Origin of the sequence: Paraburkholderia sp., assembly GCF_036488795.1 — a bacterium.
Classification (GTDB): domain Bacteria; phylum Pseudomonadota; class Gammaproteobacteria; order Burkholderiales; family Burkholderiaceae; genus Paraburkholderia.
On record NZ_DASXHA010000058.1, the window covers coordinates 1 to 12096 of the forward strand.

General features: G+C 63.8%; 9 protein-coding genes. 8 read left to right on the forward strand and 1 reads right to left on the reverse strand.

Going from position 1 to position 12096, the window contains the following annotated elements; genetic code table 11:
* The first annotated feature begins 13 nt into the window (after nucleotides 1-13).
* The 3 genes from VGH41_RS07240 (at nucleotide 14) to galE (ending at nucleotide 3196) form a co-directional block, all read left to right on the forward strand.
* Nucleotides 14-883 (forward strand): glycosyltransferase, encoded by an 870-nt coding sequence (locus tag VGH41_RS07240; protein ID WP_414696620.1) that lies wholly within the window; start codon nucleotides 14-16, stop codon nucleotides 881-883.
* A 127-nt stretch (nucleotides 884-1010) separates the two neighbouring features.
* Nucleotides 1011-2156, forward strand: coding sequence for a glycosyltransferase family 4 protein (locus tag VGH41_RS07245; protein ID WP_331596677.1), 1146 nt, complete (start codon nucleotides 1011-1013; stop codon nucleotides 2154-2156).
* 11 nt (nucleotides 2157-2167) lie between these two features.
* Nucleotides 2168-3196, forward strand: a complete 1029-nt coding sequence (galE, locus tag VGH41_RS07250; RefSeq protein WP_331596678.1) for a UDP-glucose 4-epimerase GalE — start codon at nucleotides 2168-2170, stop codon at nucleotides 3194-3196.
* 129 nt (nucleotides 3197-3325) lie between these two features.
* On the opposite strand, the gene VGH41_RS07255 is transcribed toward galE, so the two are convergent.
* Nucleotides 3326-3502, reverse strand: a complete 177-nt coding sequence (locus VGH41_RS07255; RefSeq protein WP_331596679.1) for a hypothetical protein — start codon at nucleotides 3500-3502, stop codon at nucleotides 3326-3328.
* A gap of 484 nt (nucleotides 3503-3986) precedes the next feature.
* On the opposite strand from VGH41_RS07255, the gene VGH41_RS07260 reads away from it, so the two are divergent.
* From VGH41_RS07260 to VGH41_RS07280, 5 genes are all read left to right on the forward strand, one after another.
* Nucleotides 3987-4445 carry a hypothetical protein gene (locus tag VGH41_RS07260; protein WP_331596680.1) on the forward strand — a complete coding sequence of 153 codons (459 nt, stop codon included), beginning with the start codon at nucleotides 3987-3989 and terminating at the stop codon, nucleotides 4443-4445.
* Nucleotides 4446-4845: 400 nt separating this feature from the next.
* The gene (locus tag VGH41_RS07265; protein WP_331596681.1) at nucleotides 4846-7293 is read left to right on the forward strand and encodes an alkaline phosphatase family protein; all 2448 of its coding nucleotides are present in this window, start codon (nucleotides 4846-4848) and stop codon (nucleotides 7291-7293) included.
* A 73-nt stretch (nucleotides 7294-7366) separates the two neighbouring features.
* Nucleotides 7367-8722 (forward strand): cytochrome-c peroxidase, encoded by a 1356-nt coding sequence (locus VGH41_RS07270; RefSeq protein WP_331596682.1) that lies wholly within the window; start codon nucleotides 7367-7369, stop codon nucleotides 8720-8722.
* 275 nt (nucleotides 8723-8997) lie between these two features.
* Nucleotides 8998-9699 carry an SDR family NAD(P)-dependent oxidoreductase gene (locus VGH41_RS07275; protein WP_331596683.1) on the forward strand — a complete coding sequence of 234 codons (702 nt, stop codon included), beginning with the start codon at nucleotides 8998-9000 and terminating at the stop codon, nucleotides 9697-9699.
* A 271-nt stretch (nucleotides 9700-9970) separates the two neighbouring features.
* The gene (locus VGH41_RS07280) at nucleotides 9971-11617 is read left to right on the forward strand and encodes a 3-(methylthio)propionyl-CoA ligase (protein WP_331596684.1); all 1647 of its coding nucleotides are present in this window, start codon (nucleotides 9971-9973) and stop codon (nucleotides 11615-11617) included.
* Nucleotides 11618-12096: the final 479 nt, after the last annotated feature.

Below are 12096 nucleotides of genomic sequence, written 5' to 3' on the forward strand. Positions count from 1 at the left end.
TCAAATTGCGCCCATGACGCATTCACCCGCATCCGCGCAACGCCCCTCCGGCTCGTTGAGTTCGCCGCCACTCACATCGGCGACGACGCTTGACGACGTCGCGGTATTGATCCCGGCGTACAACGGCCAGACCGACGTCGAACGCACACTGGCATCGTTCAGCGAAGACGCGTTGATCCACGTGCTGATCGTCGACGATGGCAGCACGCCCGCCATCGTCGTGCCTGCCCTGCCGAACCTGTCCATCGAAGTCTTGCGCATGCCGCACAACAGCGGCATCGAAAAGGCGCTGCAGACCGGCATCGACGCGCTTGCCGAGCGCGGCTTCCGCTACGCCGCGCGCATCGACGCGGGCGACCTGGCGGTGCCGCACCGGCTCGCGAAGCAGCGCGCCTATCTGGAGGCGCATCCGCAGGTTGCGGGCCTCGGCATGTGGACGCAGGTGGTGACGCGCGACGGGGAGCCGCTCTTCATGCTGACGCCGCCCGCCGAGCCGGCCGCGATCCGCCGCCTGCGCTTTTATCGCAGTTGCCTCGCGCACCCTTCCATGATGTTGCGGATCGACGCGGTGCGCGCCGTCGGCAACTACCGCGCCGCTTATCGCTCCGCCGAAGATCTGGACTTGTTCCTGCGGCTGATGGAACGCTACGACTGCGCGAATCTGCCGGAACTGGGCCTCTTTTACGAGTTGAACGAAGGCGGCATCAGCGCGACGAAGCGGCGCCGCCAGGTGACTTCGACGCTGCGGCTGCAACTGCGTTACTTCAACGTGGGCAATCTGTTCGACTGGTTGGGGCTCGCCAAAAACCTGCTGCATCTGGTCACGCCTTACCGGACCTTACAGGCGCTCAAGCGGATGCTGTTGCGCCGCGCGGGCAAGTGACGCTTGACACGCGCTGACGCTTCCAGACGAACGCGCGGCTGCGTAACATCGTCGGGCCTTTGCGCGCGAGTCCGCGGCTCGCTCATGAAGCCACCCGAACGACCTTAAATACCCCTGTCAAACTGCCATGAAGTCCAACGTTCCCAAGGTTTCGCTGCGCATTACACTCGTCTGCAATACTGCGTGGGCAATCTATACGTACCGGCAGGGATTGATCCGCACGCTGGTGGAACGCGGCGTCGAAGTGACGGTGCTCGCGCCGCGGGATCGCACCTTCGATCTGCTGAGCGCCATGGGTTGCCGTTGCATCGAGTTGCCGGTGGCATCGAAAGGCACCAACCCGCGCGACGATTTGCGCACGCTGTGGGCGCTCTACCGCCACTACCGGACGATCCGGCCGCATCTCGTGTTTCACTACACGATCAAGCCGAATATCTATGGTTCGATTGCGGCGAAGCTGGCGGGGGTCGATTCGGTTGCGGTCACAACCGGCCTGGGTTACGTGTTCATCCAGCCAAGCCGTGCCGCACAGGTCGCCAAAAAGCTCTACCGTTTCGCGTTCCGTTTTCCGCGCGAGGTGTGGTTTCTGAATCGCGACGATCAGGCGGCATTCGTCGATCAGAAGCTGCTCGCGCATCCCGAGCGTGCCCGTCTGCTGCACGGCGAAGGCGTGGATCTCGAGCAGTTTGCGTTCACGCCGCTGCCGGACAAGCCGCAGTTCGATTTCGTGCTGATCGGCCGCCTGCTGTGGGACAAGGGCGTGGGCGAATACGTGGAGGCGGCGCGCCGCCTGCGTTCCCGCTATCCGCATGCGCGCTTCAGGCTGCTCGGACCGGTCGGCGTGGATAATCCCAGTGCGATCACGCGCGAAGAAGTCGCCGCGTGGGCGCAGGAAGGCGTGATCGAATACCTCGGCGAGGCGCACGATGTGCGGCCATTTATCGCCGCTGTGGATTGTGTCGTATTACCCTCGTATCGCGAGGGCGTGCCGCGCACGCTGATGGAAGCATCGGCAATGGGCCGGCCAATCGTCGCGACGGATGTGCCCGGTTGCCGGGAAGTCGTCGCGCACGGCGTCAATGGATTGCTGTGCGAGGTACGCAATGCGGAAAGTCTCGCCGAGCGCCTCGCACAGATGCTGGACATGAGCGGCGCAGCGCGCCGCGCCATGGGTGAACGCGGCCGGCAGAAAGTCGCGGCGGAATTCGACGAGCGGGTAGTCGTCGAAAAATATAAAGACCTGATTCGCAACTTGACGGGTGTTTCACTTTAATGGAGCACAGCATGACCACGAAGGGCACGATTCTGGTAACGGGCGGCGCGGGCTTTATCGGCTCGCATACGTGTGTCGAACTGTTGAATGGCGGCTATGAGGTCGTCGTGATCGACAATCTTGTTAACAGCAATCGCGAATCGCTTAAGCGCGTCGAACAGATCACCGGCAAGAAGGTCGCCTTCTACGAAGCAGATGCGCGCGACGAAACCGCGCTCAAGCGCATTTTCGATGCGCATCCGGTCACGGCCGCGATTCATTTTGCGGCACTCAAGGCGGTGGGCGAATCGGTGGCGAAGCCGATCGAGTACTACCAGAACAACGTGGGCAGCCTGCTCGCGCTGCTTGGCGTGATGCGCGATCGCAACGTGAAGCAGTGTGTGTTCAGCTCGTCGGCGACCGTCTACGGGGTGCCGGAAAGCTCGCCGATCGACGAGTCGTTCCCGCTGTCGGCCACCAATCCGTATGGACAATCGAAGCTGATCGCCGAGCAGGTGCTGCGCGATCTCGAAGTCTCGGACCCGGCCTGGCGCATCGCGACGCTGCGCTATTTCAATCCGGTGGGCGCGCATGAAAGCGGTTTGATCGGCGAAGATCCCGCAGGAATCCCAAACAATCTGATGCCGTACGTGGCGCAGGTCGCGGTGGGCAAGCTCGAAAAACTGCGTGTCTTCGGCGGCGACTACCCGACGCCGGATGGCACGGGTGTGCGCGACTACATCCACGTGGTGGATCTGGCGCGTGGGCACCTGGCCGCACTGGACGCGCTCGCCAGGCACGATGCGAGCTTCGTCGTGAATCTGGGCACGGGCCAGGGTTACAGCGTGCTCGATGTGGTGCGTTCGTTCGAGAAGGCCTCAGGCCGTCCGGTGCCGTACGAGATCGTCGCGCGCCGCCCCGGCGATGTGGCGGCGTGCTATGCCGATCCGGCTGCGGCAGCGGAACTGCTGGGATGGCGGGCGCAGTTCGGCATCGAGCAGATGTGCGCGGATCACTGGCGCTGGCAGGAAAAGAATCCGAAGGGGTTTGAGGCGGCCTGAGATCCGCGCGCCGTCTGCTGGTCGATGGAGCTAAGAATTGCAGCGCCCAGACGGCGCTGCCAGTTGAAATCAATACGATGAAGGGCGGATTGCACCGGTTGCGGGGCAATCCGCCCTTCTGTTTTCCGCTCAGGCAAACGTATTGATGATGCCGCCTACCAGACCGACCACGGGCAGCACCTTCGCTGCGACATCGGCCACGTCGCCCGCGACGCGCTCAATCGATTGAAGGGTGTTCGAGTTCGACGACACCGGTTGCTGATACGTCTGTGCCGCCACGCTACTTGCCACGGAATGGATATTCACGCACGCCTCCAGGAAACAACGAAAGAAGTGACCGGCAGCCGCCCGAAGAGTCCGTTGCGCCAAGAGAACGGGCTCAAAGCTCGACGATTCGCAATCAATGCTCACCGCGGCGTAATACCGGTTGCTTTTAGTAAGTTTTTCCTGGCATGCCGCCCTTTGTCCGGCGACCTGCTCGCTTAAGCCGTACCGCCCCGTTTCATCGGATCCGGAACCCAGGCGAGGGGTCGAACGTGTCGCTCGAATCAAGGCAAAAATATTACAGAAATTCGGGCGTATGCAGGAAACGTTGAAATAATATGCAACATTTCCCTTACCTGCAAGTGAGACTTCGCGCAACGTGGTCAGGCAGGTCAGCCGCCGGGCGCTGCCACAAAAACGTCATCCCGAACACGAAAGCGCGTAAATTCGGATCGAGCGGATTCGACCTGTCACCACGTCCTCGAACCGTCGTCGAAGTGACCCAGACAGTCCAACGGGAGTCGCCATGAGCACGAAACACAGCAAGAAGGAACATCTCGAAGCCGCCGCGTCACATCACGAGCAGGCAGCGCGCTATCACCACGGGGCGTCGCGGCATTTCGAGGCGGGCAAAGACTATGCACATGCGGCACACGACGCGATGATGGCCCACGGCCATGGCCTGCACGCGATAGATCGCGCCCACGACGCCGGTGCACAGGGCATCGCGGCGCCACCCGGAGCGGCAGCATTGACCGGTTCCGCGGCCAGCCACCCGAGCCCCGCCGGGCATCACGCCATGGCAGCGGAGCTTCACGAGCAGGCAGCCCATCATATGCGGCATGCCGTCAAGCACTTCGACGACGACCGTAGCGGCGTCGCCCACGAGGCGCAGCTGGCACTCACCCTTGCGCTGCGCGCGTTGGCCCATGGCAACGAAGCGGCGAAACTGTTTGCCAAAGCCGCTCCGGTTGCGAGCGCGTGAGGTCATGAAAGGCCTTTGACGTCACCCCGCCGCGGCGTTGAAACGCTCCGGCGTGCATCAGGCGCAACCTCGTGTTGCCCGCTTAAAGCGCGACTCGGGTGCCCCACCCTGAATATCAACGGGCGTTGATGAGTCGCTGACCGATTGCTGCTGTCATGCATTGCGAACAATCGTCGATCCGCCTGTCAGCTGCGCTTTCCGCGCGGAAACCGGCCACGTCGTAGAGGAATCTGCCGGAGATCATCACAACGCTGTCATATGGCGTTGTGATGATCTCGGCGCCAACTGGGCCCGCTGCAACACGCGAGCTTCCAGTGTGGCGCACAAAAACACAACGACAGATAACCCACACGACTAAGCCTTCACCACCATGAAACAGCGCGCCTCGACGTTAGCCTGCTTGGGAGTACTGCTTTCGCTCGCCGCTTGCGGCGGCTCCGATAACAATGGTTCGCAAACCGCTAGCGTCAGCGCGACAGGTGTCGCCGCCTCCGGCGCGCCGGTGGTCGGCGTGAGCGTCACGGTCACCGACAGCGACGGCAACACCACGCAATCGAGCCTCACCGATGCGACCGGCAAGTTCACCGTTTCGATGACAGGCAAGCCGCCGTTCATCCTGACCGCGCCGTTCAACGATGTCGACGGCACGCCGGCCACGCTGTCGGCGGTGATCGATCCGGCGCCCACGTCGAATACGACCGTGTCGGCGGTCGCCAATCTGAATCCGTTCACGTCGCTGTTGACCCAGCGCGTACTGGGCATCGTGCCGAACGGCGCGCCTACAAGCGCGCAAATCAGGTCGGCGAAGATTTCAGCGACAAGCATCGGCCAGGCGGACGCGGACGTCGCGGCCGCGTTGCAGCCGCTGTTCAGCGCGTTCAACGTGCCGGCCAATGTCGTCGCCGATCCGATCGGCACGCCTTATCAGGCGAACTCGAGCAACGCCCTCGACAACCTGTTCGATATCGCGCACTTCACCGTGCATGCCGGCACGGTCGCCGCCGGCACCGACGCGAGCCGCGCACAGATTTCGATTCCGCCCACCGGCGCGGTATCCGGCGTCATGCCCGCCGCCGCCGCGACTTCTGCGCTGGCGTTGAGCAATGGCCCGACCACCACGCCGATCCAGCATCTGATCGTAGTGGTCGGCGAGAACCAGACCTTCGACGGCCTGTTCGGCGGCTACGTAGCGCCTGCCGGCCAGACGGTCAGGAACCTGCTGTCGGAAGGCATCATCAATGCGGACGGCTCGCCTGGTCCGAACTTCTCGCAGGCCGTGCAGAACCAGGGCGCGACGCAAACCGCCTATACGCTCAATCCGACCCGTACGACGCCTTTCGCGACGCTGCCGCAGCCGGAGCAGATCGGCATCGAAAACCTCCAGACCTTCACGACCGGCGGCGGCACACCCGATACGCGCTTCCCCGCCACACTGCCGAACGGGCCGTTCCAGATCTCCAAATATGTGCCGTACGCGCAGGAGATCACCTCCGTCGCCCCCTTGCTCACGCTGTTTTCGATGACGGGCGACCCCGTCCACCGCTTCTTCCAGATGTGGCAGCAAACCGGCGGCGACAACAGCAAGCACGACATGTTCACGTGGGTCGCCACCACGGTCGGCCAGGGCGGCGATACGACCGGCATTACGCCGCAGAATCCGTCGCAGGGCGGCGAACTGATGGGCTTCATGAACATGTCGACCGGCGATGCGCCGTACTTCCAGTCGCTCGCGCAGACCTACGCGGTGAGCGACAACTACCACCAGTCGATCATGGGCGGTACCGGCGCCAACTTCTTCTCGATCGCCACCGCCGACGAACCCTTCTTCAACAATGCCGGCGCCATTGCGACGCCGCCGGCGAACCAGATTGAAAACCCGAACCCGATGCCGCAAACGGCGAACTTCTATACGCAGGACGGCTACGAAGGCGGCTCCTACGTGAACTGTTCGGACGCGAGCCAACCCGGTGTCGGCGCGATTCTCAGCTTCCTTGCGACGAAGAATGTCGCGAGCAACTGCGATGCGGGCAAGTACTACCTCGTCAACAACTACAACCCCGGCTTCGACCTGAACGGCAACGTCCAGCCGATCGGTCCGAACAACTTCAACTACCCGCCGCAAACGGTGCCCACCATCGCCGAAGCGCTGGCGGCCAAGGGCGTGTCGTGGAGCTGGTACACAGGCGGACGCGACGCGGCCGACGTGACCGCCGAGACCGAGCTTCTGGAGCTGGCGGATCACCTGCCTGCGGCAGCCGCAGCGGTTGCGGCGCAGGCGGCGCAGTACAACGTCATCGGCGATCCGCTGGTGGCGTCGAGCAATGTGATGGGCACCGCGTCGCTGAAGGCGAACCTGAGCGACCTGACGACCTTCAACAATGCCATTGCGAACAACACCCTGCCGGCTGTGTCGTTCGTGGTGCCGAAGAACCTCGACAGCGGCCACCCCGGCTATTCGGCGCCCGCCACCTACGAAGCGTTCCTGCAGAAGCTGGTGGCCAACGTCAAGGCCAATCCGACGCTGTGGGCCCATACGGCGATCCTGATCACCACCGACGAAGGCGGCGGCCACTTCGACACCGGCGCCATCCAGAACCTCGATTTCTTCGGCGACGGGCCGCGGATTCCGCTGCTGGTGGTGTCGCCGTACGCCCGCGCCGGGATGGTCGATCACACGTATTACGATCACGCGTCGCTGCTCAAATTCATCGAGCGCAACTGGCGCATGCAGCCGCTCTCCACGCGTAGCCGCGACCGCCTGCCCAACCCGGTGACGTCGACACAGAGCCCGTATTTGCCGGTCAATACGACATCGATCGGCGATCTGATGGCGATGTTCAATTTCTGACCGGTCGAGGCATCGACGCAATGGCGGAGCCGTTGGCTCCGCCATTTTCCGTTCAGGTTACGCAGGCATGCAGATGATTCGACATAGCTTCAAAGCGGCGACGCGACTGGCGGTCGTGGCGATCGCGGGCTTCGCGTTCGGCGTGCTCCCGGGCCTCGCCGCGACGATCCAGCCGCCGGCGGCCAGCCCGTCGCTTGCAGGTATGGGTGCGGCGGCAGTTGTGGCGCCGACGAGCGGCGCGAAAGTATCGCTTCAACGGTGGGTTCGCTACCCCGCGGCGCCGGCGGCGTTGAGTCCGCAGGCCGAGCTCGGCAAGCAGCTATTCTTCGATGCATCGTTGTCGGCATCGGGGAAAATGTCGTGCGCGAACTGCCACAGCCCCGCGCGCGCATACGGGCCGCCGAACGGCCTTGCCGTGCAACTGGGCGGCCCCGACATGCACCAGCCGGGCACGCGCTCGGTGCCCTCGCTGCGCTACCTGAGCTTCACCCCGCTGTTCAGCCGCCACTTCTATACGCCGGCCTCGGAAGATACCGAAGACGAAGGGCCGACGGGCGGCTTCATGCGCGACGGCGCCGCTGCGTCGCTGCACGAGCAGGCCTCCATGCCGCTGCTCAACCCCAACGAAATGGCGAACGGCGGCGCGGCCGAGGTCGTGGCGAAGCTGCAGCGCAGCGCGTATGCCGACGCCTTCAAAAAGGTCTTCGGTGCGCAGATCTTTACGCAAACCGCTCAGGCCTTCGCACGCATCGGCGCGGCGCTCGAAGCGTTTCAGACCGAAGACGCAAGCTTCCATCCGTATACCAGCAAGTTCGATGCGGCGATGTCGGGCCACGCGGACTTTACGGCGCAGGAACTGCGCGGCTATGCGCTGTTCAACAATCCCGACAAGGGCAATTGCGCCAAGTGTCATCTGGATGCGCCTGGGCCCGGGGGGCGTCCGGCGCAGTTCGCGGACTTTTCATTCGCCGCCCTCGGTGTGCCGCGCAACCCGGAAATCCCCGCCAACCGCGATCCGAAATACTTCGACCTCGGCCTGTGCGGTCCTTATCGTCACGATCTGGCGAAGGAAACCGGGTTCTGCGGCATGTTCAAGTCGCCGACGCTGCGCAATGTCGCGACCCGCACGGTGTTCTTCCACAACGGCCGCTTTCACAACCTCGAAGACGTGATGCACTTCTACGTCGAGCGCGACACCAATCCGCGCAAGTGGTATCCGAAGCTGGCCAACGGCAAGGTCGACAAATTCGACGATCTGCCGCCGCCCGAGCGCGTCAACATCGACTTCGCGGACGCGCCGCTGGACCGCAGGTTCGGCGCGAAGCCCGCGCTGAACGAAGCGGAGATTCGCGACGTCATCGCGTTTTTGCAGACGTTGAACGACGGCTACTCGGCCACGCCCGGCGGTCCGAAAGCGCAAGTGCGTTAGAGACAAGGTTAGAGGCCTGGCGCGAAGCGGCACCGCTGAAGCGACGGCAGGCGCGCGCGTCCCGCTTTGCTTTGCGCGAGACGCTTGCCGGGCGCCTCGCAAAGTTCTCTCTTGATCTTCCGGGCCGGCCCTTCTACAACTTCAATCGTCCCGCCGCTCGTCCTGCCCGGCACCCACGGCCAGGTCGTGCCCTATGGCAACGCTCCGCCTTGCTGATCCAATATCGGACAAGACGCGCGCCCGAAAGCGTCCCTAACCCATCCCACGGTGAAGCCATGATCGACCTCCCCTATCGCAGCGCACTCATCATCGGAGCCGGGTCCGGCATCAGCGGGTCGCTGACCCGGCTCTTGCGTGCCGCCGACCTGCCGGTGGTGGTCGCCGCGCGAAATATCGACAAACTGGCGCCGCTCGTCGAGCAGACGGGCGCGCTTGCGCTGCCCGTCGATGCCGCCGAAGCCGCCCAGGTCGAGCGGCTTTTTGCGGAAACGGAGGCACGGATCGGCGCGCCGGAGATCGTGATCTACAACGCCAGCGGCCGGCTCCGTGGCCCGCTTGCGGAACTCGATCCCGAGGCTGTCGAACGGGCCGTCGCCGTCTCGGCGCTGGGCGCCTTTTATACGGTGCAACAGGCGGCGAAGCGCATGGTGCCGGCCGGCAAGGGCGCCATCCTGCTGACGGGCGCGACGGCGGGCGTCAAGGGTTTCGCGCTGTCCGCCCCTTTCGCCATGGGCAAGTTCGCATTGCGGGGTCTCGCGCAAAGCGCGGCGCGCGAGTTGGCGCCGCAGGGTATCCATGTCGCGCATATCGTCGTGGATGGTAGCGTGCGCGCCGAGCACCGCGCCGACCCGCCGCAGCAGCCGGACAGCACGCTCGACCCCGACGCCATCGCCCAATGCTATCTCGACCTGCTGCGTCAGCACCGCAGCGCCTGGTCCTGGGAGCTCGAAGTCAGGCCATGGGTGGAGAAATTCTGAATCGCCCTGTTTGAGTGGCTGCTGCCGGTCGGCGACGCCCGCTTCGGCATCGCCTTGGAGTGAGCCAATGAGGTGAAACCCTGGCGTGCCGCACGCCGGAACGTACCCGGCAATGACGGGAGAGGTGCAGCGAACGGAGACAGAACCTGCCAATTGCCTTGACTTGCACATGAGTCAAGGAGTCAAGTGGATTGCCGGCTGATCCCGGCGGCCGGTGCCGCATGCATGGCATCACACTGTCGCGCGCCAGGCCATGAATGCGGAGGAGACCATGAACACGACCACGCCACCGCTGCTCGGACTGATGATGGACGTGCCGCTCAACGTGTCCTCGCTGATCGCGCATGCCGCCCGGCATTTCGGCGATACGGAGATCGTATCGCGCCGCGTCGAAGGCGACCTGCATCGCTACACGTATCGAAGCTGCGATAAGCGCGCGAAACAACTGGCGCAGGCGCTGATTGCACTCAATGTGCAGCCGGGCGAACGGATTGCCACACTGGCCTGGAACGGTTACCGGCATCTGGAGGCCTATTACGGCACGACAGGCTTCGGCGCCGTCTGCCATACCGTCAACCCGCGGCTCTTTCCCGAGCAGATCGCGTGGATCATCAACGACGCCAGCGACAGCTACGTCATGTTCGACACGACCTTCGCGCGGCTGATCGACGAGCTCGCGCCGCGCTGTCCGCGAGTACGCGGCTGGATTGCATTCGCTGACGACGCGCAACTGCCAGCGCTGCAATCAACCACGCCGCTGACCAGCTACGAGACGTTGCTCGAAGCGTACGACGGTGCGTTCGACTGGCCGCTCCTCGACGAGCGGCTGGCATCGTACCTGTGCTACACCTCCGGCACGACCGGCAATCCCAAGGGCGCCCTGTATTCGCATCGCTCGACCGTCTTGCACGCGTTCGGCGCCTCCTTGCCCGACGCGATGGGCTTGTCCGCGCGCGACGCGGTATTGCCCGTAGTACCGATGTTTCATGTGAACGCCTGGGGCATCGCGCATGCCGCGCCGCTCACGGGCGCCAAGCTCGTCCTGCCGGGCAACCGGCTCGACGGTAAGTCGCTGTTCGAACTGATGGAGGCGGAGCGCGTGACCTGCTCCAACGGCGTGCCGACCGTCTGGCTCGGCCTGCTCGACTACATGAAGCAAGCGGGCGTGCGGCCTTCGACCTTGAAACGCACGGGGATTGGCGGCTCGGCATGCCCGCCGGCAATGCTGCGCAGCTTCGAGGAAGACTACGGTGTCGAGGCCATTCACGGCTGGGGCATGACCGAAATGTCGCCGATCGGCACGCTGGCGAAGCTCAATTGGGAACAGTCGCAGCGGCCGCCGGAACAGCAGCGCCGGCTGCGCGAAAAACAGGGGCATGCGATCTACGGCGTCGACATGAAAATCGTCGGCGACGATGGACGCGAACTGCCGTGGGACGGCGTCGCGTTCGGCGAACTGTACGTGCGCGGTCCGTGGGTCATCGAGCGGTATTTTCAGAAGAATGATTCGGCGCTTGTCGACGGCTGGTTACCTACCGGCGACGTGGCCACCATCGACCGCGACGGTTTCATGCGCATCACCGACCGCAGCAAGGACCTCATCAAGTCGGGAGGCGAGTGGATCAGTTCGATCGATCTGGAGAACGTGGCGATTGCCCATCCTGCGGTCGCCGAAGCGGCCTGCGTTGCCTGCGCGCATCCGAAGTGGTGCCAGCGGCCGCTGCTCGTCATCGTCAGACGCAAGGATGCCGAACTGACGCGCGCTGAATTGCTCGCATTCTTCGCGGGCAAGGTCGCAAAGTGGTGGATCCCGGATGACGTCGTCTTCGTCGACGAACTGCCGCATACCGCTACGGGCAAGCTGCACAAACTCAAGCTGCGGGAAATGTTCCGCGAGCACGTCCTGCCGCCCGCCTGAGTCGCCCCCTCCGGTGGGCGCCGCTAGAGAATCGCCGCACCGACCCGGTGCGCGGCGTCGGGCAAGCCAGCTTTTCCGACACTGACCTATCTGGCATGGAATGTTCGCTCGCGCACGGCCCGGAAGCGGGCGCTTCCGTAGGATCAACGCATCGAGGGGCGCTTTTCGCCTACAGCTTAAACAATTCGCCGCACTTGACGAAGCCACGTTCGAGAGGTAGCCGAATGCCGTTCTTTCCGGTCTTTTTGTCGGTCGTGTTCGTCGCGCATGAGCAGTCCGCGATGAGCTACCGCCATCTGCCCGCGACGGCGAATTCGGGAGTCCAAGCATGAGGCTCTCGATCTCGAACATTGCGTGGGATGTCGCAGAAGACGCGGAGATCGCTCGCCTGCTCAAACGGTTCGACATCGATGCCATCGATGTCGCACCGACGAAATATTTCCCTCACCTCACCGAAGCATCGGACGACGCTATCAGCC

Excerpts from the sequence above, each read along its gene's own strand:
- VGH41_RS07240 (WP_414696620.1), top strand. The coding sequence starts at position 14 with ATGACGCATTCACCCGCATCCGCGCAACGCCCCTCCGGCTCGTTGAGT.
- VGH41_RS07245 (WP_331596677.1), top strand. The coding sequence starts at position 1,011 with ATGAAGTCCAACGTTCCCAAGGTTTCGCTGCGCATTACACTCGTCTGC.
- galE (WP_331596678.1), top strand. The coding sequence starts at position 2,168 with ATGACCACGAAGGGCACGATTCTGGTAACGGGCGGCGCGGGCTTTATC.
- VGH41_RS07260 (WP_331596680.1), top strand. The coding sequence starts at position 3,987 with ATGAGCACGAAACACAGCAAGAAGGAACATCTCGAAGCCGCCGCGTCA.
- VGH41_RS07270 (WP_331596682.1), top strand. The coding sequence starts at position 7,367 with ATGATTCGACATAGCTTCAAAGCGGCGACGCGACTGGCGGTCGTGGCG.
- VGH41_RS07275 (WP_331596683.1), top strand. The coding sequence starts at position 8,998 with ATGATCGACCTCCCCTATCGCAGCGCACTCATCATCGGAGCCGGGTCC.
- VGH41_RS07280 (WP_331596684.1), top strand. The coding sequence starts at position 9,971 with ATGAACACGACCACGCCACCGCTGCTCGGACTGATGATGGACGTGCCG.